The 25,676-nt window shown below is 40.4% G+C and carries 21 protein-coding genes and 2 pseudogenes; 5 read left to right on the forward strand and 18 right to left on the reverse strand.

From position 1 onward, the window contains the following. Positions 1-11 precede the first annotated feature (11 nt). The 7 genes from pnpS to ACO1D1_RS19575 form a co-directional block, all read right to left on the reverse strand. Positions 12-1,778: a two-component system histidine kinase PnpS gene (pnpS, locus tag ACO1D1_RS19545; RefSeq protein ID WP_423336800.1), complete on the reverse strand. Its 1,767-nt coding sequence runs from the start codon at positions 1,776-1,778 to the stop codon at positions 12-14. After that, complete coding sequence (locus ACO1D1_RS19550; protein WP_149871221.1) at positions 1,775-2,491, reverse strand: response regulator transcription factor; 717 nt, start codon at positions 2,489-2,491, stop codon at positions 1,775-1,777. The genes pnpS and ACO1D1_RS19550 overlap by 4 nt, the downstream gene beginning before the upstream one ends. Positions 2,492-2,632: 141 nt before the next feature. Continuing rightward, positions 2,633-3,109, reverse strand: coding sequence for a MaoC/PaaZ C-terminal domain-containing protein (locus ACO1D1_RS19555; RefSeq protein ID WP_423336801.1), 477 nt, complete (start codon positions 3,107-3,109; stop codon positions 2,633-2,635). 87 nt (positions 3,110-3,196) lie between these two features. Continuing rightward, positions 3,197-4,135, reverse strand: coding sequence for a malate dehydrogenase (gene mdh, locus ACO1D1_RS19560; protein ID WP_149871223.1), 939 nt, complete (start codon positions 4,133-4,135; stop codon positions 3,197-3,199). Positions 4,136-4,200: 65 nt separating this feature from the next. Then, positions 4,201-5,469, reverse strand: coding sequence for an NADP-dependent isocitrate dehydrogenase (gene icd / locus ACO1D1_RS19565; RefSeq protein ID WP_423336802.1), 1,269 nt, complete (start codon positions 5,467-5,469; stop codon positions 4,201-4,203). Between the two features lie 132 nt (positions 5,470-5,601). Further along, positions 5,602-6,720, reverse strand: a complete 1,119-nt coding sequence (citZ, locus tag ACO1D1_RS19570) for a citrate synthase (protein WP_149871225.1) — start codon at positions 6,718-6,720, stop codon at positions 5,602-5,604. A gap of 291 nt (positions 6,721-7,011) precedes the next feature. Next, complete coding sequence (locus ACO1D1_RS19575) at positions 7,012-7,473, reverse strand: DUF441 domain-containing protein (protein ID WP_423336803.1); 462 nt, start codon at positions 7,471-7,473, stop codon at positions 7,012-7,014. 202 nt (positions 7,474-7,675) lie between these two features. On the opposite strand from ACO1D1_RS19575, the gene ytvI reads away from it, so the two are divergent. After that, the gene (ytvI, locus tag ACO1D1_RS19580) at positions 7,676-8,791 is read left to right on the forward strand and encodes a sporulation integral membrane protein YtvI (RefSeq protein ID WP_423336804.1); all 1,116 of its coding nucleotides are present in this window, start codon (positions 7,676-7,678) and stop codon (positions 8,789-8,791) included. A 39-nt stretch (positions 8,792-8,830) separates the two neighbouring features. Here the strand turns inward: ytvI and pyk are convergent. From pyk to dnaE, 7 genes and pseudogenes are all read right to left on the reverse strand, one after another. Further along, positions 8,831-10,595: pseudogene (pyk, locus tag ACO1D1_RS19585) on the reverse strand (pyruvate kinase). 39 nt (positions 10,596-10,634) lie between these two features. Further along, on the reverse strand, positions 10,635-11,594 hold the full coding sequence (gene pfkA, locus ACO1D1_RS19590; protein ID WP_149871228.1) for a 6-phosphofructokinase: 960 nt from the start codon (positions 11,592-11,594) through the stop codon (positions 10,635-10,637). Between the two features lie 281 nt (positions 11,595-11,875). Next, a complete protein-coding gene (gene accA, locus ACO1D1_RS19595; RefSeq protein WP_149871229.1) occupies positions 11,876-12,853 on the reverse strand; it encodes an acetyl-CoA carboxylase carboxyl transferase subunit alpha in 978 nt (325 codons plus the stop codon). Then, on the reverse strand, positions 12,838-13,725 hold the full coding sequence (gene accD / locus ACO1D1_RS19600) for an acetyl-CoA carboxylase, carboxyltransferase subunit beta (RefSeq protein WP_423336805.1): 888 nt from the start codon (positions 13,723-13,725) through the stop codon (positions 12,838-12,840). Before accD ends, accA begins: the two co-directional genes overlap by 16 nt. Before the next feature lie 204 nt (positions 13,726-13,929). Then, entirely contained in the window at positions 13,930-14,505 is a 576-nt protein-coding gene (locus ACO1D1_RS19605) for a FadR/GntR family transcriptional regulator (protein WP_149872766.1), read from the reverse strand. A gap of 56 nt (positions 14,506-14,561) precedes the next feature. After that, positions 14,562-15,801: pseudogene (locus ACO1D1_RS19610) on the reverse strand (NAD(P)-dependent malic enzyme). A gap of 126 nt (positions 15,802-15,927) precedes the next feature. Next, positions 15,928-19,290, reverse strand: a complete 3,363-nt coding sequence (gene dnaE / locus ACO1D1_RS19615; protein ID WP_423336806.1) for a DNA polymerase III subunit alpha — start codon at positions 19,288-19,290, stop codon at positions 15,928-15,930. Positions 19,291-19,634: 344 nt separating this feature from the next. Between dnaE and ACO1D1_RS19620 the strand changes: the two genes are divergently transcribed. Together ACO1D1_RS19620 and ytrI are read left to right on the forward strand one after the other, a co-directional pair. Continuing rightward, a complete protein-coding gene (locus ACO1D1_RS19620; protein WP_149871232.1) occupies positions 19,635-19,973 on the forward strand; it encodes a YtrH family sporulation protein in 339 nt (112 codons plus the stop codon). After that, positions 19,970-20,470 carry a sporulation membrane protein YtrI gene (gene ytrI / locus ACO1D1_RS19625; protein WP_423336807.1) on the forward strand — a complete coding sequence of 167 codons (501 nt, stop codon included), beginning with the start codon at positions 19,970-19,972 and terminating at the stop codon, positions 20,468-20,470. The genes ACO1D1_RS19620 and ytrI overlap by 4 nt, the downstream gene beginning before the upstream one ends. Positions 20,471-20,500: 30 nt before the next feature. Here the strand turns inward: ytrI and ACO1D1_RS19630 are convergent, their stop codons facing one another. Next, positions 20,501-21,445: a DHH family phosphoesterase gene (locus ACO1D1_RS19630; protein WP_149871234.1), complete on the reverse strand. Its 945-nt coding sequence runs from the start codon at positions 21,443-21,445 to the stop codon at positions 20,501-20,503. A gap of 90 nt (positions 21,446-21,535) precedes the next feature. On the opposite strand from ACO1D1_RS19630, the gene ACO1D1_RS19635 reads away from it, so the two are divergent. Continuing rightward, positions 21,536-21,847 carry a YtpI family protein gene (locus ACO1D1_RS19635; protein ID WP_149872768.1) on the forward strand — a complete coding sequence of 104 codons (312 nt, stop codon included), beginning with the start codon at positions 21,536-21,538 and terminating at the stop codon, positions 21,845-21,847. Between the two features lie 57 nt (positions 21,848-21,904). Here the strand turns inward: ACO1D1_RS19635 and ACO1D1_RS19640 are convergent, their stop codons facing one another. The 3 genes from ACO1D1_RS19640 to ACO1D1_RS19650 form a co-directional block, all read right to left on the reverse strand. Then, positions 21,905-23,224 carry a CBS domain-containing protein gene (locus tag ACO1D1_RS19640; protein ID WP_149871235.1) on the reverse strand — a complete coding sequence of 440 codons (1,320 nt, stop codon included), beginning with the start codon at positions 23,222-23,224 and terminating at the stop codon, positions 21,905-21,907. Positions 23,225-23,348: 124 nt separating this feature from the next. After that, on the reverse strand, positions 23,349-23,582 hold the full coding sequence (locus ACO1D1_RS19645) for a hypothetical protein (RefSeq protein WP_149871236.1): 234 nt from the start codon (positions 23,580-23,582) through the stop codon (positions 23,349-23,351). 82 nt (positions 23,583-23,664) lie between these two features. After that, positions 23,665-24,345, reverse strand: a complete 681-nt coding sequence (locus ACO1D1_RS19650; protein WP_149871237.1) for a metal-dependent hydrolase — start codon at positions 24,343-24,345, stop codon at positions 23,665-23,667. A 180-nt stretch (positions 24,346-24,525) separates the two neighbouring features. Here ACO1D1_RS19650 and ACO1D1_RS19655 point away from each other — a divergent pair, with 180 nt between their 5' ends. After that, the gene (locus ACO1D1_RS19655; RefSeq protein WP_423336808.1) at positions 24,526-25,623 is read left to right on the forward strand and encodes a M24 family metallopeptidase; all 1,098 of its coding nucleotides are present in this window, start codon (positions 24,526-24,528) and stop codon (positions 25,621-25,623) included. Positions 25,624-25,676: the final 53 nt, after the last annotated feature.

The following is a 25,676-nucleotide window of genomic DNA, read 5'->3' on the forward strand; positions in this document are numbered from 1 at the left end:
CCATCCAAACATCAATTCTTTTGAAACTCGATAATAAATTCACTGCCTTCGCCCACTTTACTTTTAACGCTTATGTGCCCATGATGGGCTTCAATTAAATGTTTCACGATCGCTAAACCTAAACCTGTCCCGCCCGAATTACGGCTTCTCGCACGGTCAACACGGTAGAATCGTTCGAAAATCCGCGGTATTTCTTCTTCATTTATTCCGACGCCAGAGTCTTTTACATGGATTCGGACATTTTCTTTACAGTCCAGGAGGATAATTTTCACATCCCCTTCTGCTGGTGTATAGGTAATGGCATTGCCGATTAGGTTGATAAATACTTGTTTTAAGCGATCGGGATCACCTTTTACCAGCAATTCATTCAGCTTACTGTAAAATTCAAGATGAATGTTTTTCGCCTCTGCCTTTCCGGTAAGAAGGGTGATCACTTCTTCTAGGAGCTCGCGCATGTCAACGTCCTGAATGTTTAATTGGAATCCTTGCTGCTCAATTTTGGAAAGCTCCAGCAAATCTTGTATTAGTGTTTGGAGCCGGTCGCTCTCTTTTAAAATAATTGAAAGAAATGCTTCCAATGTCTCTTTGTTATTCATCGCTCCATCCATAAGGGTCTCAGTAAACCCTTTGATAGATGTAACAGGCGTTTTTAGTTCGTGTGACACATTGGCAACAAAGTCTTTGCGCATTTGCTCTAACTTTTTCAACTCTGTAATATCTTGGAATACGAGCAATACCCCTTTCCAGACATTGTTTGTTCCAATAATCGGCACCCCGTAAACGACAAAATATCTCCGTTCAATCCAAAACGGGATTAGTAATTGTTTACTTACCTTTTGTTCTGTTCGAAATACTTCGGCAATCAACTGACAGATTTCCTCATTTTCAATGACTTCATAATAAAGTTTAAATAAGTGATCTTTTGAATTGACATGAAAAATCTCACTATAGGCTTTATTGATGAGATTAATATAGCCGCGGCTATCGATTAAAACTAACCCTACTCCCATATTCTCAATCAACACACTTAGGCGATCCTGCTGCATCTCATGTGCCTTTGTTAGCTCTTGAAGGTTTTCTGCCAGCATATTGATGGATGTACCAAGCATCCCTGTTTCATCGAGCCGATCAACAGATGTTCGGGCACGATAGTTCCCATTAGCTAATTCAATTGCAACATTTGTTGCCGATTCTATTGGTTTTGTATACCTCGTTGTAATTTTAATTCCAAGATAGATGATCGCAATGAAGGCAATTCCAAGACTCAGGGAAAGAATCCACCAAATTTGCCCATATGCTTGATACACCTCATTTGTTTTCGTGCTCAGGAATATGTATCCTTCTTTCTGGCCGTCCTTTTTAATCGGCTTCCAATAATAATGAAGGTCAAAGTCGGCGCCTTCTTCTAACCGATCCTCTTTCTTCGGTTTTTTCTTTATGACATCTTGAATGATCTCGTTGAGAGCGATCGTATCGTTTTCACTACTGCCGTGATCCCCGCCGCTATCGTATAGGATCTTTCCTTCAGGATTTGTTATGGTTGCCCGAACATCTAACATCTCACTGAACTTTAATACGTCCTTTTTATTAAAAGAGGAAACTCCGCCAGTTTCCTCGATATATGTAATGAGAAGATTCCGTTCTATTTTCAGCCGTTCATTGAACGATTGCAAGTAATAACTTTTAAACAACTGGCCAAGTAATATGCCTAATCCGACTAATACAATAATAATCAAGGTGATTAGGGCAATTAATAGCCTTGTTCGGAATTTTGTCATTCTCCTTTAGGCTCCTCCAGTTTGTAGCCAAGGCCACGAATGGTTTTAATGTAGACGGGCTTTTTTGTTTCCTCTTCAATTTTTTCTCGAAGATGTGAAATATGGACATCCACAATTCTAGTATCGCCAGCAAAATCATAATTCCAAACAGAGCTAAGCAATTGATCACGTGTTAATACTCTGCCCTTATTTTGCGCAAGGTAATGGAGCAATTCAAACTCTTTTAGTGTTAACTCCAGAAGATTTTCCCTAAAATAAGCTTCATATTTTTCAGGATAAATGGTTAATTTTCCAATTACGATTTGCTCTTCTGCTTGCTCATTTTCTTCAACCGTTTCCGTTTGAACCTGTGTTCTTCTTAAAATTGCCTTAACTCGGGCAATGACTTCTCTCGGACTGAATGGTTTAACCATGTAATCATCCGCACCAAGCTCAAGGCCCAATATTTTATCAAGCTCATCGTCTTTTGCAGTTAACATTAAAATAGGAATCATAATATTTTTTTGGCGAAGCTGCTTACATACTTCCATACCATCTATATTAGGCAGCATAAGATCCAAAACGATAATATCAGGTGACTCAGTTTCTGCCAACTGTTTTCCCACTTTTCCATCCATTGCAGTAATCACTTCAAATCCTGCCTGCTCCAAATTATATTGCAGTAAGGTAACAATAGACTGTTCATCATCAACAACAAGTACTTTATTTTTCATACAATCCCCCACTTTGCCCAAGTTATCTTCATTATATATATAAGGAATGGGGTTAATCTAGTTTTTAGGGTTGGCAGGTTTTTTTTGATAACAAAATAGTCATTTTCTGCAACAAAAAAGGAATGTCTGCACATTCCTTTTTTAAAAATTCTCTAACGCCCTCCCATGTATCTCTTCCAACCGGTGCGGCGGGCAAACTTTGATTTTACCGTTAATGACTGTTTCATTTTTTTCATTCGTCCCTACAACACTCATGACCACATTATGCTCACTGCGCTCCACTTCGGTGATCTCAAACAAAAATTCGACGGTGCTGTAATGATAGACTGGTTTCGGAAACTCAATTTCTTGGCTTATGATATGGCTTCCTGGCCCTGGTAAATATTTTGAGATGGCTGAGGTAATCATCCCGGTTAGCATGATACTTGGGACAATTGGTTTTTCAAATGGAGTTTGCGATGCATAGTCATGTTGAATGTAAAGGGGATTTGCATCATCGGTCAGTCCTAAATATAAAAGGATATCCTTGTCTTCTATTTTTTCCGTTAACGATAATTTTTCGCCAACCGTGATTTCTTCGATTCTACGGCCTAACTTTCTTTTTTTTCCTAAAAGCATTACATCCCACCCCTATTGTAAGCGATTTCATCAAAATGATTAAAGAAATTCGGGGACTCTTTGAGGACCCCGAATTTCTCATAACTATTATGCTAATACTTGCATTACATTTCGGACAGATTCAACTGATTTGTCTAATGCTGCCTTTTCGTCTGCAGTAAGATCTAATTCGATTACTTTTTCAATACCATTTGCGCCAAGGATTGTTGGAACCCCAAGGTAAATGCCTTCATAGCCAAATTCCCCTTCAAGGTAGGCGATGGAAGGTAAAACGCGGCGTTGATCCTTAAGGATTGCTTCACACATCTCAACTAAAGAAGCTGCCGGTGCATAATAAGCACTTCCGTTACCTAGAAGATTTACAATCTCGCCGCCGCCTTTTCTAGTACGTTCCACAATTGCCTCTAAACGGTCTTTAGAAATTAATGTTTCTAATGGAATACCACCGGCATAGGAATAACGTACAAGAGGAACCATGTCGTCTCCATGTCCGCCAAGAACGAAACCAGTCACATCCTTAACAGATAGGTTTAATTCTTGAGCAACAAATGTACGGAAACGCGCAGTATCAAGCACACCTGATTGACCAATTACACGGTTTTTAGGGAAACCTGATTCTTTAAAAACCGTGTAAGTCATGGCATCAACAGGGTTAGTTAACACAACGATGGTACAGTTAGGAGAATATTTCACAATCTCTTGCGTCACACTTTTCATTACCTTTTGATTTGTTTGCACTAAATCGTCACGGCTCATGCCGGGTTTACGTGCAATACCTGCAGTAATGACAACGATATCAGATTCGCGGGTATCTTCGTAATTAGAAGTACCAGTAATATTTGCATCAAAGCCTTGGACAGGACTTGCTTCAAGCATATCTAATGCTTTACCTTTTGTAGGGTTTTCCATTGGTGCGATATCAACTAAAACAACATCGCCAAGTTCCTTTTGAGCAAGTAAAAATGCAGTAGTAGCTCCAGTAAAACCGCCGCCGATTACAGAAATCTTTTTACGTTTTAATGACATTGCAAGCTCTCCCCTTTTATGTAAATGAAATTGCTTGGGCCGTCCACAAACAGCCCAAGTCCTGTTTATTCCATATTTTTGATTAGCTCATTAGCAAATTCTGAAGTTTTCACTTCTGTTGCACCTTCCATTAAACGCGCAAAATCATACGTCACAACTTTGGAAGCAATTGTTTTTTCTACTGATTTAATAACCATTGTAGCTGCTTCATTCCAGCCTAAGTGCTCCAGCATTAACACACCTGATAAAATTACAGATGAAGGATTTACTTTATCAAGGCCTGCATATTTAGGTGCCGTACCATGTGTTGCTTCAAAAATGGCATGCCCAGTTTCATAGTTGATATTAGCTCCCGGAGCAATTCCAATTCCGCCAACTTGTGCTGCAAGTGCATCTGAAATGAAGTCGCCGTTTAAGTTCATAGTAGCTACTACATCAAACTCACGAGGGCGAGTAAGGATTTGTTGTAAGAAAATATCGGCAATAGCATCCTTCACAACGATTTTGCCGGCAGCTTCTGCATCTGCTTGTGCCTTGTTTGCAGCGTCCGATCCTTGCTCAGCCTTAATGCGATCATATTGAGCCCATGTAAAGACTTTATCGCCAAATTCCTTTTCTGCTAACTCATAACCCCAGTTTTTAAACGCGCCTTCAGTAAATTTCATGATATTTCCTTTATGCACGAGTGTAACGGATTTACGGCCTTCTTTAATCGCATAGTTAATAGCTGCGCGTACCAGACGAGATGTACCTTCTTCAGAAACAGGCTTAATACCGATACCTGACGTTTCAGGGAATCTGATTTTATTAACACCCATTTCATTTTGCAGAAAGTCGATGACCTTTTTAACTGCTTCAGTGCCTTTTTCATACTCGATCCCAGCATAGATATCTTCAGTATTTTCACGGAAGATGACCATGTCAGTGTCTTGCGGACGCTTTACTGGCGAAGGAACACCTTCAAACCATCTTACAGGGCGCAAGCAGACAAATAAATCCAATTCCTGACGAAGTGCAACATTCAATGAACGGATTCCGCCGCCGACTGGAGTAGTTAAAGGTCCTTTAATGGCAATCAAATATTCATTAATTACATCAAGTGTTTCTGATGGGAGCCATTCACCCGTTTGGTTAAATGCCTTTTCACCAGCTAAAACTTCTTTCCATACTAATTTACGTTCACCTTTATAAGCTTTTTCAACCGCTGCATTTAAAACTCTTTCAGATGCGGCCCAGATATCTGGTCCGATTCCGTCCCCTTCAATAAATGGGATAATGGGATTGTTTGGTACATTTAAAACTCCATTTGTTACCGTGATTTTTTCGCCTAGCATAGTTGATTCTCCCTCCTGTTATGTAAAAACCCTTTGTCATTGCCAATGACTGAAGTCAAAGGTTAGCAGGCAGAACCCCTAACCTTTTTCATACAATCTTATTGAACCAATTTTTCGAAAGAAAGTAAAATATTATCCCCTTTGCTCGATAGGAACATATTTTTGCATTCCAGGTCCAGTGTATTCTGCACGAGGACGGATTAAACGATTGTTTTCATATTGTTCTAAAATATGTGCCAGCCATCCGGAAACACGGCTTACTGCAAAGATTGGTGTCATTAGGTCGTGGTCAATTCCCAAGCTATGATAAACAGAAGCAGAATAGAAATCAACGTTTGGCGGTAAATTCTTTTCACCTGTAACGATGTCTTGGATCTTAACAGACATATCGAACCAGTGTGGCTCACCGGTTAATTCTGTTAACTTTTTGGACATTTCTTTAAGGTGTTTTGCACGAGGGTCGCCTTTACGATATACCCTGTGGCCAAAGCCCATGATCTTTTCTTTGTTTTCCAGCTTACCGCGAACATATGGCTCAACATTTTCAAGTGTGCCGATTTCAGTCAGCATTTTCATCACTGCCTCATTGGCACCACCGTGTAAGGGTCCTTTTAATGCGCCAATGGCGGCTGTTACACCAGAATAGACATCAGATAATGTAGCTACACATACACGTGCAGTAAAAGTCGAAGCATTTAATTCATGATCTGCGTGTAAGACGAGTGCCTTATTCATGGCTTCTACCGCAATTGCTTTAGGCTCTTCGCCGGTAAGCATATATAAGAAATTCGCTGCAAAGCTTAGATCCTGTCTTGGAGCAATCGGTTCGAGCCCTTTTCTAACACGAGCGAAGGTTGTTACAATCGCCGGCATTTTTGCTTGAAGGCGAACTGCTTTTCGATAATTGGCTTCCTCATCCATAAGATCTGCTTCATCATCATATAATCCTAATAAAGAAACCGCTGAACGCAGTGCCGCCATTGGATGTACTGTTTGAATCGGGTACATTTTAAAGTGTTCAATCACTTCTTGCGGAAGTGCGTAATTTTCTGAAAGCTGTTGTTTTAATTCAGCTAACTGTTCAGCATTCGGTAATTTACGATGCCATAATAAATAGATTACCTCTTCAAAGCTAGCATTTACAGCTAAATCATCAATGTCGTAGCCCACATATGTTAATGTGTCATCAATAATTGAGCTGATGGAGGAAGTTGTTGCCACTACCCCTTCAAGACCGCGTGTTACTGTCATACTAATCTCTCCTTTACATTCTAATTTCCCCATTACTCGTTTGCAAATCAAGAAAAAATTCCAATTTGCGAGAACTTCTTTTACATGACTGAGCGATTGCTCGGGATTTCCGCAACACAATGTGTTTTCCTTTTCATTCATAATAAAAAAATTATTTTACAAGTAAATCAGCATTTATATATGGTTTATGTAAAAAAGGATACGCTTACAAGCCTATTATAAACAATTATCAAATTTTTGTGAACGAAAAGGAGTTGAAAAATACAAAAAAAATATTATTTTACAAAAAATCTAGCTAAATAACCCAAAAATTCTCATAGCGGCATAGGCTATACCTGCCCCAATCAGAGGGCCAACTGCCACACCTTTAAAGATGGATACAGAAAGAATGGTGCCGAGCACCAATGCCGTTGTAATCTGGGGATCATCGGCCAATAGCTTTACCCCTCCCTTTGCCAGTAAAGCCACAAGCATCCCGGAGATGAGGGCAATCCAGGCAAATGGCGTTTTAAAAGCTCCTGATAAATCTTTAAACCCTATATCTCCACTGGCTATTGGAGCTAAAACAGCAATGGTTATAATCGTAACACCCCAATTTATTCCCTTTGTTTGTAAAAAAGTAAAAGATTTTGCATCCATTCCGCTAATCTTTAATAAAAGCAATACGGCAATAGCAATCATTAACGAACTATTTTTGGCGATAAAGCCAATCACTAATAAAAGTAATAGAAATAAAAACGACTCACTAAGCATATATTTCACCAACCCTTACACAAATTATCGTACCATAACATTTCCTGATAACAAGAAATAACGTTTTCATTTTCTTTTTTGAAACTTTTTCGCTTAGCGTTCGTAATTTGTAAAGAATATAAATCTATTTGGAAAAATATGCACTTTCATCTCGAAAATGTTAAACTGAAACTATTAACCTAAAATAAAAGGAGGCTTGTTTTTGAACCCCAAGTACATAAACCGAACTATACGCTTCGTACTCGTCGTTGGTGCAGTTGTTTTAGCACTCTACTCGTTTTATTTTCTCTCAACCGTAACATATCCATTCTTAATTGGTCTCGTTATTGCCTTTATGATAAACCCGCTTGTTAATTTTCTCGAAAAGAGGGCAAAAATGCCGCGAATTTTCGCTGTGTTCACTGGATTGGTGGTAATTTTTGCTTTATTCGCAGGGTTAATTACTCTTTTAGTCGCGGAGATTGTCTCAGGGGCTGCCTACTTGGCAAGAGTGGTGCCGGAACACCTCGATACACTGATTAATTATATTGAGGATTATTTTACTGCTCAAATCATTCCATTATACAATCAATTAACAAGTGTATTTAATAAGCTGGATGCCGGGCAAAAGGATACCATCATTGGAAATATCCAAAATGTGGGGACACGAGTCGGAACAACGGTTGGAACCTTTATTAAAAATCTGTTTGGAAATATCCCGAATATCCTATCATGGTTCCCGAATGCAGCAACCGTCCTTATTTTCTCGTTATTGGCTTCTTTCTTTATAAGTAAGGATTGGTACCGATTATCGGCAATGGCAGGAAAACTATTACCTGAAAAGGCAAAAAGAAGCGGCAGGACTGTTTTTATCGACTTAAAAAAAGCATTATTTGGTTTTATTAAAGCTCAGGTAACGCTGATTTCGATTACGACTGTAATTATTTTAATTGGACTCCTAATACTGAGGGTCGATTATGCAATTACGATTGCGTTAGCAACGGGAATCGTCGACATCATACCATACCTTGGAACGGGAGCAGTGTTTGTCCCGTGGATCATTTATGCGGCCATTAGCGGGGATACAGCTCTTGCTATCGGCCTGGGCGTTCTATATATCATTGTCCTTGTTCAACGGCAAATTATGGAGCCAAAGATTCTTTCCTCCAATATTGGACTTGATCCTCTTGCGACACTTATTGCGTTGTTTGTCGGCTTTAAATTAATCGGATTTTTAGGGTTAATTGTCGGACCTGTTACACTAGTTATTATCAGCACCCTTTATCGTGCAAACGTCTTCCATGATGTTTGGGCATTTATTAAAGGGAAAGAATCATGAAACAAAAAAAGTCAGCCCCTTAATGGAGCTGACTTTTTTTTACAATACGCTGGCGTGACCGTTGTAAATAACTCCTCTTGTCGCATCAACAGTTATTTCTTGACCCTCTTTAAACAGTTCTAACGCATTATCAACACCGACAATGACCGGTATACCAAGGTTAAGACCAACAACAGCCGCATGGCTTGTTAATCCGCCTTCTTGTGTAATAAGGGCAGCACATTTTTCAAGCGCAGGCATCATGTCACGATCAGAACCAATTGTCACAAGAATCGAACCAGGTTTTACTTTTTCTATGGCTTCCTTTGCATCGTGAGCAAGGACCACTTTCCCAAAAGCTGACCTGCGGCCAATTCCTTGAGCCTTCGTAATGATATCGCCGACAACATGAATTTTCATCAAATTCGTTGTACCTGCCTCCCCAACCGGAACGCCTGCAGTGATAACAACCAAATCACCATGCTTTACAATACCGCTATTTAAGCTTTCTTCGACAGAATTATCAAGCATTTCATCGGTTGTAGTACAAATTTTGCCAAGCTGTGGATAAACGCCCCAAACGAGCTGTAACCGGCGGCAAACATGGTCGTTCGCCGTTACAGCTACAATCGCTGCTTTCGGACGATATTTGGAAATCATTCTTGCTGTATGTCCGCTTTCGGTTGGCGTAATAATCGATTTTACGTCCAAGTTTAAGGCTGTATGAGCAACGGATTGACCAATCGCATCTGTCAGATTATGTTCCGTGTCTTTGCTCCGGCCAGATAAAATTTCTTTATGATCCAATGCCTGTTCCGCTCTGGAAGCAATATTATGCATGGTTTGCACCGCTTCTATCGGGTAAAGTCCTGCAGCCGTTTCACCAGAAAGCATAATTGCGTCTGTCCCATCAAAAATAGCATTGGCAACATCGCTTGCTTCAGCGCGAGTCGGTCTAGGATTTCGCTGCATCGAATCAAGCATTTGTGTAGCCGTGATGACAGGTTTTCCAAGGGCATTACATTTCTTAATTAACATTTTTTGTACCAGCGGAACCTCTTCTGCCGGAATTTCTACGCCAAGATCTCCACGGGCAACCATTAAGCCATCAGAGATTTCCAGGATTTCATCAATATTATCGACGCCTTCCTGATTTTCAATCTTAGGTATAATGTGGATATGTGTTGCATTATTTTCTTCTAAAAGCTGGCGGATTTCTAATACGTCCTTTGCCCGGCGGACAAAAGATGCGGCAATGAAATCAACCCCTTGTTCAATGCCGAAAAGAATATCTTGACGGTCCTTTTCAGTAATCCCCGGTAAGTTAACAGATACACCTGGGACGTTAACACCTTTTTTATTTTTTAACGTTCCGCTATTTAAAATTTTTGTATGAATTTCTTTTGCTGCCTTATCAATTTCCAAGACTTCCAGTCCAATTAACCCGTCATCTAACAGGATTTTTGAGCCTACATGGACATCATCAATCAACTCGCTATATGTAACAGAGAATTTTTCTAGTGTTCCTTCTACTTCGGCCATAGAAACAATAATATTTTCTCCTGCTTTAAGTTCAATTGCACCGTTTTGCATGTTATTAGTCCGAATTTCCGGACCTTTTGTATCAAGCAGAATAGCAACTGTTTTTCCGGCTTCCCTCTGCCGCTTTGCGAATATTATTAATCCGCGCTCCGTGCTCATCAAAATCACCATGTGAAAAATTTAAGCGGGCAACGTTTAAACCTGAATGAATTAATTGAGTTAATTTTTCCACACTTTCACTTGCAGGACCAATCGTACAAACGATTTTCGTTTTTCGTAACATCCTTTTCCCTCCAATATTTAAAAAGACAAACGTGATTTCTTAAATTGATAATTCCTTGGATAGTTTGAATAGGTCTAGATCTAGTTTATGTTTCTTGTCGAGAGCTTCAATGATATCGTAATCAACAAGCTGATTTTTTTCAATTCCCACTGCACGGCCGCCCTTACCTTCAATTAAAAGTTCTACAGCCCTTGCCCCTAATCTGCTTGCAAGCACTCTGTCTGCAGCCGTTGGGGATCCTCCACGCTGGATATGACCTAACACCGATACCCTTGTTTCAATGTTTGCTGCATCATGAAGCTGGCGGGAAAATTCGTACCCGCTGCAAACACCTTCCGCTACCACAATGATACTATGTTTTTTCCCACGCTCTTGACCGCTGCGCAGCCTGTCCGCAATTTCATTCATATCATAATTCTCTTCTGGAATCAAAATTGTTTCTGCTCCGCCGGCAAGTCCTGCACATAAAGCTATATCGCCTGCATCCCTTCCCATTACTTCAATGATAAATGTTCTTTCATGTGATGTAGCAGTATCGCGGATTTTATCGATTGCGTCAATTACAGTATTTAGGGCTGTATCAAACCCTATAGTTTGTTCCGTTCCCGGGATATCATTGTCAATGGTGCCAGGTACACCAACGCATGGAAAACCTTGCTCTGTTAATGCTTTTGCCCCGCGGTAGGATCCATCGCCGCCAATGACAACGAGCCCATCAATTCCATGTGCTTTAAGCTGCTCAATTCCTTGCTGCTGCACTTCTTTTGTTTTAAATTCAGGGCAGCGTGCCGAATGAAGCATCGTACCGCCGCGGTGAATAATATCACCAACTGAACCAAGCTCAAGCTTTTTAATATTACCAGCAATTAATCCAGAATAACCGCCGTAAATACCATAAACTTCTACATTATGAAAAATGGCTTTTCGGACAACCGCGCGAATCGCAGGGTTCATCCCTGGTGAGTCGCCGCCGCTCGTAAGTACCCCAATCTTTTTCATGTTTTATCACCTCAGTCATGAATTAGGAAAACTTTATGTACACTTTTGTGAGTAAGTAGATACAGTGAAACTTCAACCTTTTTATTATTTACATAAAACCTTCGAATATTTATAAAATAACATGAAGAAATGACCTTAACAACCGATAGATATTAGTAAATACAATAGACGGAATAGTTCGTGAACTGAAAGCGTTTTATCCACCTTTGTAAGCGTCATCACTATCTGATTGGTGAATTTTTTGTGAACATATTAAAAAAGTGCTCAAATGAGCACAATTTTTAATTTACCCCAATATATTCATTTTTCACCGTGTATTCCCCAATTGATCTAAATCGATCATATCGGTCAGCGATTAATTCATCCTCGGACAGTTTAAGCAGTTCTTGAAGTGATGTGGTCAAGACTTTTTCAATTTCTTCTGCTTGCTTTTTAACATCCTTATGGGCACCGCCTTTAATTTCCGGAATAATGTCATCAATGACACCAAGCTCTTTCAAGTCAGGGGCAGTAATTTTCATTGTTTCAGCCGCATTCTTGGCTAGCGCTGCATCCTTCCACAAAATAGCTGCCGCTCCTTCAGGAGAAATAACGGAATAGGTGGAGTTTTCAAGCATATAAATACGGTTGCCTACACCTAGGGCAAGAGCACCGCCGCTTCCGCCTTCACCAATGACAATACATATAACCGGTACCTTAAGGCCTGCCATTTCAAAAAGATTGCGGGCTATTGCTTCACTTTGACCGCGCTCTTCCGCTGCTTTCCCCGGATAGGCTCCTTTTGTATCAATGAAACAAATAATCGGACGATTAAATTTATCTGCCTGCTTCATTAAGCGCAATGCTTTTCTGTAGCCTTCGGGATGAGGCATCCCAAAGTTCCGGCGAATATTTTCCTTCGTGTCTTTTCCACGTTGGTGGCCAATAACAGTAACAGGCAATCCTTTAAATTTAGCAACCCCGCCGACAATGGCCTCATCATCAGCAAATGTGCGGTCGCCGTGACATTCAAAGAAGCCTTCAAATAGGAATGAAATATAATCAAGTGTTGTCGGGCGATTCGCAAGACGTGCTATTTGCACACGATCCCACGGCTTGATATTTTCATATATATCCTGCTCTAGTTTCACTAGCCTTGCCTCTAATTTAACAATCTCAGAGCTTAAATCGACCTCGGCTGTTTTCGTGAACTCTTTTAGTTCGGTGATTTTCTTTCTCAACTCCACAATCGGGCGTTCGAATTCTAATTCCCCTGCCATTCAAGTTCACCTCCAGGTTGATGGATTTCTAAAATATTGGTAAGATTCTCAACTAAGTCAATCCGGGAAATAATTGCATCAAGCTGACCGTGTTTTAATAGGAACTCGGCAGTTTGAAAATCTTCCGGTAATTCTTCACGAATCGATTGTTCAATGACTCTGCGGCCGGCAAAAGCAATTAACGCACCAGGTTCAGCAAAATTGTAATCGCCCAATGAGGCGAAGCTTGCAGAGACGCCGCCCGTTGTCGGGTGTGTCATAATGGATATAATTAATCCGCCATTATTACTGAATTTCTTTAAGGCAACACTTGTCTTTGCCATCTGCATCAAGCTTAAGGCTCCCTCCTGCATCCTGGCACCGCCTGATGCCGTGAAGATGACAAAAGGAATCGAAAGATCATCTGCCTTTTCAATTGCTAGGGTGATTTTTTCCCCAACAACAGAGCCCATGCTTCCCATTCGGAAAGAGGCATCCATAATCGCTACGACAATCTTATGGCCATTAACCGTTCCCATGCCGGTGACGACGGCCTCATTTAATTTACTTTTTTGCCGGTCTTTTTCCAACTTTTCAAGATAGTCCGGGAAATTCAGCGGATTTTCAGAAACCATATTTTCATTAATTTCCACAAAACTGCCCTCATCAAGAAAGCTATCAATCCGCTCCGCAGCATTCATTTGGAAATGAAACCCGCAATGCAGACATACCTTTGCATTTTTGACCAATTCCTTTGTATACATGATTTTCTTACACGAAGGGCACTTTGTCATAATTCCTTCTGGTACGTCATTTTTTGCTGTTTCTGCCGGAATAGTTGCATATTTCTTCTTTTTCGGTTGATTCTTTGTAAAAAGATCTTTAAGCGCCAAATTAAAACCTCCCTTGGATCACACGCCTGCCAAAAAGCAAGATTCTCCATCTTTTGCTATTCAAAAGTCTTTCTATACTAAGTCAACTTCATACCTGCAAACTGCAAACTCCGATAAGTGGTCAGACCACCGAATAATTAAAAATACCCTTTTACTTAGGGCTTGTATCATTTCCACTATAAAATAAAAAAAGTTCAAAATCTGTTAGTATTTGTCGTTAAAATCAGACAAATTTCGAAGTTTGCTATAAGCATAAAGTGATTTTCCTACATCCTTTTCGGCTAGAGCTTCAAGTAATAGAAGATAGTCATCCCGTCGATACTCTTCAGGATGAAATAATGAATAGTAATATTCCTTTAGTATTAACCACATTCTTAAAAAAAGATGATTATCGGAAATCTCAATTATCCGATAAAAAAACTCATCATCTGTAAAACTGTCTGCTTGTATTATCCATTTCTTCAACGTTTCTACCTGGCGATGATTGATTCTTTGCAATGCTAAACGAAGGCAATCCATCTCGATAAAGTTTTTGGTTTCGAATACATCGCGTTTTGCCTTTTCATCTCGCAAAATGAAAGTGCTGAGCAGCTGGACCAATTGATGACCGCGAAAATCTCTTATAAACGTCCCTTCACCCCGCCTTGTTTCAATAAGGCCAAGCAGCTCCAGTGCTCTAAGAGCTTCGCGAACGGAAGAGCGCCCGAAATTCAGGCGCTCTGATAATTCCCGTTCTGAAGGAATTTTATCTCCGGTCTTAAGTCCATCAATGGTAATCATTTCTCGTAACTGCTTTACTATCTCCAAATAAACCTTCGAACTTGTCACTTACTTAATCACTCACTTTTGCCAATAATAGCGAGCCTTTGTGTTCTTTCCTTTATATCTTCAGGATCTACCTTAATCCGGGCCACACCCGTTTCCATTGCCGCTTTTGCGACAGCAGCAGCAACATTCGGGGCAACTCGTGGGTCAAATGGTGCAGGTATGACATAGTCAGCATTCAACTCTTCCCTCACTAATTAAGCCGGCAATTGCCTCTACGGCTGCTACTTTCATTTTTTCGTTAATATGTGTCGCACGAACATCAAGTGCTCCCCTGAAAATCCCAGGGAAGGCCAGGACATTGTTTACTTGGTTTGGAAAATCAGAACGTCCGGTTCCCACTACTTTTGCTCCCGCAGCTTTTGCATCTTCAGGCATAATCTCAGGGTCTGGATTGGCCATGGCAAAAATAATCGCATCTTGATTCATTGATGCCACCATTTCTTTTGTAAGTGCTCCCGCAACCGATACCCCAATAAATACATCCGCATTTTTGATAACATCCGCGAGGCTGCCAGTAAGGTTATCGCGATTGGTAAACTTGGCCACTTCTGCTTTAACGGAATTCATTCCCTGTGGGCGGCCTTCATAAATCGCCCCTTTTGTATCGCACATTATGATATCTCGTACACCATAAGCATATAACAATTTAATAATCGCAATTCCTGCGGCACCAGCGCCGCTTGCAACTACTTTGATTTCAGTCATTTTCTTTCCGATCATTTTAAGGGCATTGACAAGACCTGCAACCGTAACAATTGCTGTTCCATGCTGGTCATCATGAAATATTGGAATGTTTGCTTCTTTTTTCAATCTTTCCTCAATAACAAAGCAGTTAGGTGCAGCGATATCTTCAAGGTTCACGCCGCCAAAGGTTGGTTCGAGAAGCTTAACGGTTTCAACAATTTTGTCTACATCCGTAGTGTTTAAACAAATGGGAAAAGCATCAACACCAGCAAAACTTTTAAATAGGACGGCCTTACCTTCCATTACAGGAAGTGCTGCTTCAGGTCCAATATTACCGAGTCCTAGGACAGCCGTACCATCGGAAACAACAGCCACCATGTTTCCTTTCATGGTATAATCGTAAACCGTTTCCGGTTTTTCATAGATATCTTTACATGGCTCCGCAACACCCGGTGAATAGGCTAAACTTAAATCATGTGCATTTCGAACTGGTACTTTGGATTTCGACTCTAATTTTCCTTTATTAATGCGGTGCATATGTAATGCTTCTTCACGTAATGTCAAGATCTTTCACCCCTTAAATGATTCAAAAAAGATTAATAAACATCCCATAAAATTTAATTCAACTACAGTGGTCAGACCACACTCGTCTCCTTACCACTATATCATATCTTCGAAAGTTGTAAAGAATTAATCTTTTAAGACAACACTTTTTGACCCAAGTAAATTTCTTAATTGCTGTAACACTTCGGGAGTTGGATTGACATTGTTATCTGCCGTTAACTTTACTGTTTTACGGGTCTCTTCATAATGCAAAATGACACCTGCATCGCCTTTATTTCCTTTTAACAGCTGATTGATTCTTTGGAGCAATTGCTCATCCTGCTGCGAGGAAATTTTCAAGTATAGAACCTGCTGGTTGATCGCGTTTGCTTTTAGCCATTGATCTAAATCTGACACCTGCTGAATGATAAATTGCAGTGTCCCATCTCGCTCTTCAATTTTACCCTGCAGCAGGACAAAATTCCCCTGCCGTAATAGGGAATGGTATTTTTTAAAAACTGTTGGAAATGCGACGGCCTCCATTTCACCGCTGGCATCACTTATTGTTAAAAAGGCCATGGAATCACCTTTTTTGGTACGAATCGATTTCACTGCTGAAAGATAAACACCGGATGCAGCTCGTTTATTGTCACTTCTTAATTGATACAATAAATAGGCTCCGCACCGCTTGAGTTCTTTTTCATAAATAGAAATTGGGTGATCTGAGAGGTAAAAACCAAGCGCCTCTTTTTCAAATGTCAGCTTATTTTCCAGACTAATAGAATCAACCGGAACATATTTCGGTTTTGGGATCATTTCATCCTCAAATAAGGCAAATTGGTTCGCATCATCAGGTTTGAAAATTTGGGCATGTTCAATAGCTACATCCAAGCTTGCCAGCAAAACGGCGCGGTCTTCACCAAATTCATCAAAGCATCCAGCATGAACCAGGTGCTCCAGTGTTTTGCGATTAATTGCTTTTGGTGAAACCCTGATACAAAAATCAAATAGGTCATCAAATTTCTTTCGTTTCCTTGATTGAAAGATTTCCTTTAATGCGGCTGCGCCAACGCTTTTAATTGCTGCAAGACTATAACGAATGGCCCCCGCTTTTTCTACTTGGAATGAGTAAGCACTATGATTAATAGATGGCGGCAGAACAACGAGATCCTTTTGCCTTGTTTCCAAAATGTATTGGGCAATTTTGGTCTCATTACCGATGGCCGATGTCAAGAGGCCTGCCATAAAATACAGCGAATAATTGGCTTTTAAAAAGGCCAGCTGATAAGCGATCATGCTGTAAGCAACAGCATGGCTCCGGTTAAAGCCATAATTGGCAAACCGGACAATTAAATCATAGATATCATTAGCTAGTGCTTGGTTATATCCCTTTTTCAGGGCTCCTTGGACAAAATGATTCCGCTCTTTGTCCAATACTTCTTTTTGCTTTTTTCCAACTGCCCGTCTTAAAAGGTCCGCTTCACCAAGTGAGAATCCCGCCATCTTGGAAGCGATCTGGATGATTTGCTCCTGATAGACAATCACCCCATATGTATTTTCCAGGATTGGCTCCAAATCGGGATGTGGATATTCAACTGCCTTCCGGCCGTGTTTTCGATCGATAAAGAGCGGGATATTTTCCATTGGTCCCGGGCGGTACAATGCATTGACGGCGACAATATCCTCAAAACGTGAAGGCTTTAGCCGGGTTAATACCTTCCGCATTCCTTCTGATTCCAGCTGAAAAATCCCCGTTGTTTCACCCTTTGCAAGCAATTCGAAGGTCTTTGTGTCGTCCAATGGAATTCGTCCAATATCCAGTTTCCGCCCTGTTTGGCGGTAAATGGAGGAAAGAATGGTTTCTATGAGGGAAAGGTTCCTAAGGCCAAGAAAATCCATTTTCAAAAGTCCAAGCTCTTCGAGGTATTCCATTGAGTATTGGGTTAAATAAACATGGTTTGACCCGCTTTGGATTGGAATTAATTCAATCAGCTGCTTCTCGCTTATGACCACACCTGCTGCATGCGTCGATGTATGCCGCGGCAGGCCCTCAAGCTTTAATGCGGTCTCAAACAACCTGCGGTTTAGCGATGTTTCATTGACAAACCTTCTTAATGGTTCAGATTCTTTAAAGGCGGCATTTAGGTTTATTCCTACCCTTGAAGGAATCGTTCTAGATAATTGCTCGAGTTCTTTTGCATTTAGCCCGAATGCCCTTCCAACATCTCTAACTGCCGCTTTGGCCGCCATAGTTCCGAAGGTGACTATTTGCGCGACATGGAGTTCACCGTATTTCTCGGCGACATATTCAATTACTTCTTCACGGCGGTGATCGGGAAAATCAATATCAATATCCGGCATCGAGACCCGCTCAGGATTTAAAAATCGTTCAAACAATAAGTTATGTTCGATTGGGTCCACGTCGGTTATATATAAAACATAAGCAACAAGCGAGCCTGCCGCCGAGCCTCGTCCCGGCCCAGTCAAAATCCCTTTTTCCCGAGCATATCTCATAAAATCCCAGACAATTAGAAAGTAGTTGCTAAATTTCATCCTTCTTATCACGGATAATTCAAAGGAAAGTCGTTCAACATATTCCTTTGACGGCCCAGATAAACGTTCTTGGAGTCCCTGCTTACACAACATTTCGAGATATTCATCTGGGGGTAGATTATTTTCGGTTGGGAATGACGGGAGGTAAGTTTTATTTAGTTCAATATTTACGCTGCATCTGTTCGCAATTCGAAGTGTATTTTCAAGTGCATCGGGATTTTCTGAGAAGCAATCCGCCATTTCAGCTGCCGACTTTAAATAAAATTGCTCACTTTCGAGCTTTTCCCGATGTTCATCCTGTAACTTATCGCCATTCTTAATCGCCATCAAACACTCATGAGCGAAGCTGTCATCTTTTTCTAAATAATGTACCCGGTTTGTTGCAACAACGGGCACATGTAACTCGTTTGCCATCTCAAGAAATTGATTTCTAATCATTGCTTCTTGTTCGAGCTCGTGATTTTGAAGCGAGAGAAAGAAGCTGCCATTCCCAAAGATTGCGTCAAATTTTCTAATAAGCTTTCTTGCAATCTCATCCTTACCGCTTAAAAGAGACTGTTCAATTTCCCCTTCCAATCCGGGTGTGATAGCAATAAGCCCCTCTGAATAATGCTTCAGCCACTTTTGCGGTATCCCCTGATCGGCCTTTGTTTGGACAGCACTGGAGATTTTCAAGAGATTACGAAATCCTTGTTGATTTTCTGCCAATAAAACAAGCGGGTAGGATTCGTTTGCGGTAATCTCGCTTTCTACATCAACCGTTAACCCCATAATTGGATTCAAATGATTTTTTTTACAAAGCTTATAAAATTCAATTGTTCCGTACATGACATTTCTATCCGTTAAGGCGAGGGTAGTAAAACCTTTTCGTTTGGCATTTTCAATTAGATCTGCGACGGATGCCGTACTTGTAAGCAAACTATAGGCACTATAAACATGAAGGTGAATAAATGACATATCGTTCCACCGTTCCTTAAACTTATTATCTATCATTATTATAAATCTTTATCACAAAAAAGGAAAATATGTTCTGTTTTTAAAAGAAAAGCGGAAGCGTCCTGGTCAGCGGCGTATGGCCTGGAGCACTCCAACTGAGATAAAGGAAACACGATAAGCCGGAGGCGAATCGATGTTGACTTATCGTAGGGCGGAGCGCGAAGGACACTAGCCGCTAGGGCGCTGGAGCTGGACATTTCTCAAAGTCCAAATTTTATCTCTTCTTATCTCTAAACATAAACAGAATCCTTTGTCCATATAAATGAATATAGACGGAAAGATTATGGATAAAGGCGGTTGAAGGGATGAAAGAAATTGGTTTTTTTCCTGCATTTATTGAAAGCTATTTTATTGCCTTAGGAGTCTTGCTTGGCGGTTCATTAATTGGCGGGATTGCCTCCTTTTTAACTGGACAACCACCACTTACAACCGTCTATCGCTTGTCATCAGCACTCCGAATATGGGCCATTGTAGCGGCAATCGGCGGGACATTTGATACGGTTTACACATTTGAAAAAGGCTTTTTGGATGCGGGAACCAAGGATTTGTTCAAACAATTATTATTAATTCTTTCAGCCTTAGGCGGCGCCCAGACAGGTGCTCTCATTATTAATTGGCTCACCCAGGAGTATATTTCATCATGAGAATTCCACCATTGTATCGCAGACCCTCATGGCAGCGTTTTTTTTCCGGGATGGCTATTGGGGGTGCCATCAGCTGGTGTATTTTTCTTTATATTTATGGTGTCTGGCAGGAGAAGAATTCGGAATTGATTCGAAAGCAGCAGGAGGATATCGTTGACTTAAATAATGAGAAAAAGATTTGGCAGGAAGAATATAAAGAATTGAACAAACGAAATATTGAGCAGTTAACAGTCCAGAAGTTTACGATAAAAATCATAAATGCGGATAAATACAAACTAGACTTATTAAGTGTTCTTGAAACGGAAAACTCTGTTCGGGACGATATTAGTATGATGCTGGCAAAAGATTTAGACACAGTCTATAAGAGCAGGGATCTGCTAAAAAAAACGATTGAAAACAAACCGGTAGAAATCAATAAAAAAAGATACAAACTAAAAATAAAAGAAATGGTCATTTATACAAACGTTACGATTCAGCTGGAGATTCAATTTGAGTAAACGGCCCGCGATTGGGCCGTTTAACTATTGTTACTTCTGATAATTTTCGCAAACCACTGCCAATTCCCTTAAGACATGATCCACTTCGTCCCATGAATATATCGATGCACCTGAGGCAAGCGGATGCCCGCCACCATTGAACTTCCTTGCTACACCATTAATCACTGGACCCTTTGAACGGAGACGTACCCGTATTTGATCATCTTCCTCAATGAAAAAGACCCACGCTTTAATTCCTTTAACATCACCTAATGACCCCACCAGCAAGGATGCTTCTGCCGGCCTAGCATCATACGCTTTCAATAAATCCCTTGTAAGCTTCACAGAGGCAACACCGTTTGGCTGAAGGTCAAAATTTTGCAGAATATAACCGTTCAGCTTAATAATCTTAGGATCTAATTCATACATTTTATCAAAAAGTTCGGTGCGGGAAAAATGGTAGTGAATCAATTCACCGGCATACTCAAACGTCTTTTCAGTTGTACTTGGAAATAGAAACCTTCCCGTATCCCCAACAATTCCGGCAAATAAAAGTCTTGCCGCCTCATCATTCATTTTCAAGCCTGAAGCCTTTCCGTTTAAATAAAATTCATAGATCATTTCACTGCACGAGCTTGCCGTTGTATCGACCCATAATAAATCACCGTAAGGATCTTCGTTTGGATGGTGATCAATTTTTATTAGCTTATCACCCAGCGTGTAACGCTTGTCACATATTCTTTCAGCATTAGCAGTATCACAAACAATGACCAAAGCACCCTTATATACCTCATCTTCAATCACATCTAATCTGCGCATGTAATGGAGTGTGGGTTCTTCCTGCCCCACTGCATAAATCTTTTTTTCGGGATAGGATTCTTGTAGAATTGCAGCTAAACCGCCCTGTGAACCATAGGCATCCGGGTCAGGTCGAACGTGTCGATGGACAATGATGGTTTCATATTGTTCGATAGCTGCTAATATTTGCTCAATCATGGACATTGCTCCTTATGAACCAATAATGGCTTTTTTTAAAAATACACGATAAAATAGGAGAAGATTTTTAGGAACATGGAGGAACCTATTATGTTGGTACTTGTTGTTTTAATTGCTGTGTCATTTGCCTTCTATCTATTTTATAAAACAAAATACTTCAGAAGCAACCGTCAAGTAGAAAAGAAATGGCTTTCTGCAAAATCAAATATTGCCCTCGGCCTTTTTGTCTGCTTATTTGGCATGAATCATCTTCTATTCATATCCGAATCAACCGTAACTTATATTGTTGCAGCCATATTTACGATTTATGGGGCCGTATTCACCTGGATCGGCTTCAAAAAATACAAACATTACCTCCCATTCGCGATTGAGGAAGCCAATATGATTGATGCCCAGAAATAAATATTACACAAAGGGTCTGACCACATGGGTCAGACCCTTTTGACTATGGATGATCTCTTAGTTTCTATCAATCAATTGACACATCATCATGGCTTTACCAACTAATATCCCTTCGTTGAATACTTCCACATCTACTTTTCCAAATTTCCGTCCTACCTCAAGAATTTTTGGGAAAATTTCCAATTTGCTCTCCATTTGAACGGGTTTGATAAAGTAAATCGACATATTTTCTACTACAAGGTCACCTTTTTTATAGCTTTTCAATACCCGGTTGGCCGCATCTGCCACAATGGTGGTAAATACGCCGTATGAAATGGTTCCTAGGTGATTGGTCATTTGCGGTGTCACTTCACAGGAATATACCTCTTCGCCTTTCGGTTTCCCCTGCATTAATACCATTTGATTAGTGACAATGTCATCAAGCGTTTCGCCAACCTGCGGCTGCCTTTGATTCATTTGAAGTGCCTTTAAAACATCCTGCCTGCTGATAATTCCTTCTAAACGATTAGCATCATCAGAAACCGGAAGAACCTCAATCCCTTCCCAGACCATTGTATGGGCAGTGGAAGCAACACTCGTTTTCCCATTTACTGTCATCGGATGTTTAGTCATAATCTTATCAATAGAAATCTCAACATCCTGACCTAAAATGTCCTTACTAGTCACCATTCCTTGAATCTTCATGTTTTGATCCACAACCGGGTAGCGGCTGTGCGTTGTTTGTTTATTCAATTCATGCCATTTTGACACCTTGTCATTTGTTTTAAGATAATAAGTATCTGCAAGTGGTGTTAAAATATCTTCAACTAAAATAATTTCCTTTTTGATCAATTGATCGTAAATAGCCCGATTAATCATCGTGGCAACAGTAAAAGTGTCATAGCTTGATGAAATAACCGGGAGCTCTAATTTATCTGCCAGTTTTTTCACATGATCCTCCGAATCAAATCCGCCAGTGATCAGTACGGCAGCTCCTGCTTTTAAAGCTAACTCATGCGCTTGTGTTCTGTTCCCTACAATCAAAAGGTTACCGGCCTCAGTGTAGCGCATCATCGCCTCAAGCTTCATCGCGCCAATCACAAATTTATTAAGGGTTTTATGCAAGCCCGTTCTTCCGCCTAATACTTGGCCATCAACGATATTGACAACTTCAGCAAAGGTAAGCTTTTCAATATTTTCTTTCTTCTTCCGCTCAATTCGAATGGTGCCCACACGTTCAATTGTGCTGACATATCCTTTGTTTTCTGCCTCTTTAATCGCTCGATAGGCTGTACCTTCACTTACCGTCATCGCTTTGGCGATTTGCCTTACAGATATTTTTTCTCCAATGGGGAGTCCATCAATATAATGCAAAATTTGTTCATGCTTAGTAGCCAAGACCTTCACCCTTTATATTTCGATTCCTGCTAATTTAGTCAGTTACAATCTTATCCTGAACTCTATTATAAAGTTTAAAAAGTCTTGATTCAATGCGGTTCCTTACAATGACAAACAATTCTCATTAAAAAGAGCGGGATTTCTTCCTTATGCGCTGCGGCCGATGCCTTTGAACCTGTTTTTTCGGACTATAAAGAAGTCCGGTCAGATTACCGGCAATCACGATTAACGCAAATGAAAGCCACACAATAGCGAAAAGCCCTTGTGTTCCTCCTGCAGTCACTGATAATTTTGGTACAGCAAAATAAAGCATAAAGGCACAGAGCAAGAGACATAGCAGATACCGATTCTTTTTCATTTTCTTTTCCTCCTAAAAAATAATGCTTGTTTCATCTTTATGCACAAAGGAGGAAAAAAAGTAGATGAATACCTAAAACCTGTTAAATTTCAATTGCTTCTCCTGGAGCTAACACTTTCCCATTTCTGTCCTCAAGCAAATCAATAAATTGATATGGGTCTTGTTTAATTGGCGGGAATGTATTGAAGTGCATCGGCACCACCAGCTTTGCCTTTAGCAATTTTGCAGCATAGGCTGCATCTTCAGGCCCCATAGTAAAATTATCACCGATCGGCAGGAAGGCTAGATCCATCGGATGCCGTTCTCCAATCAGCTTCATATCGGAAAATAATCCTGTATCGCCGGCGTGGTAAATTGTCTTGCCCTCATTACTGAACAAAATCCCCGTTGGCATTCCGCAATAGATGATTTCATTTTTATCTGTGATATAACCGGAACCGTGAAAAGCCTGGGTAAGCTTTACCGTTCCAAAATCAAATTGATATGCACCGCCGATATTCATGCCGTGGGTTTTAACTCCCTGCTTGCCAAGAAAATCGGTAAGATCGGCATTGGCAATCACAAGTGCATCGTTTCTTTTCGCTATCGCAACCGTATCTCCGACATGATCGTTATGACCATGCGATAATATAATCACATCAGCTTTTACTTCATCAGCCTTTAAATCCGTTAAACTATTGCCGGTAATAAAAGGATCAATTAAAATTGTATTTCCCTTTGTTTGAATCTGAACAACTGAATGTCCATGGAAAGAAATTCTCATGATTCCAGCTCCTTTTAAATTGATATATTATGTACTTCCATAAAAAAATGGGAATTCCTTCTTCATTTATTTCCATAACTCACTTGTTTTAGCGCATGCTAAGGTCAGATAGTTTACTTTCACTAGTAAAATTGATACTCTCAAATAGGATTTTTATTTTTTTAAGGGGGCTCCCTGCACATGAATCAACGATTAGTTAAGCTTCAAACATGGATGAAAGAAAACGGAATTGACGTCTGCTTTCTTACATCTACCGAAAATGTATTTTATTTAAGCGGCTATTATACGGATCCGCACGAACGATTACTGGCACTTGCCGTTTTTCAAGAAGAAGAGCCGTTTCTCGTCTTGCCGGCGATGGAAGTGCCGGATGCTAAACGCTCAGAGTGGGAACATGAAATTATCGGCTACAACGACATCGAAAATCCGTGGGAAATGATTCTTAACTCCATTAACAAAAGAATCAACAGTGTTTCAAAAGCTGCGATTGAAAAAGAGCATATGAATGTGGAACGCTATGAGCACCTTACACAATTATTCCCTAAGGCATCATTTGTTTCTGCAGAAGAAAAAGTAAGGCAGCTGCGGATGATTAAAGATGCAAAAGAACTGAAAATCATCGAAGAAGCTTGTGCTCTTGCCGATTTTGCCGTTGAATTCGGAGTAAGTGAAATCAAGGAGGGCAAGACGGAGCTTGAAATCCTTAATGCCTTAGAGTACGCCTTAAAGCAAAAGGGTGTTACCGAAATGTCGTTCTCGACCATGGTGTTGACCGGGGCAAACGCCGCTTCTCCTCACGGCAATCCAGGGAGCACGAAAATTCAAAAAGGTGATTTCGTATTATTTGATTTAGGTGTGGTGGTCGACCGCTATTGTTCCGATATCACAAGAACCGTTGCATATGGGGACATTAATGAAACACAAAAAGAAATTTATGATACAGTCTTAAAGGCCCAGCTCGCAGCAATTGAGGCAAGTAAGCCTGGCGTAACGGCAGCGGAAGTTGACCTTACTGCCCGCAGAATTATTTCTGAAGCAGGATATGGCGAATATTTTCCACATCGTTTAGGCCACGGTCTTGGAATTGGGGTTCATGAGTATCCTTCCATGACTGAAACGAACCAACTGGTAATAGAAGAAGGAATGGTCTATACAATCGAACCGGGAATTTATGTTCCAAACGTAGCAGGTGTTCGAATTGAAGATGATCTTTATATCAGTGCAGACGGTGCAAAAGTGTTAACTAAATTCCCGAAAGAATTACAGGTTATAAAATAATTAAATTGGAGCTTTTTTACATTGAACTCTAATCGAAATTGAGGTAATATACA

It is taken from the genome of Neobacillus sp. 19, from assembly GCF_049463095.1.
In the GTDB taxonomy this organism is placed as follows: Bacteria; Bacillota; Bacilli; order Bacillales; family Cytobacillaceae; genus Neobacillus.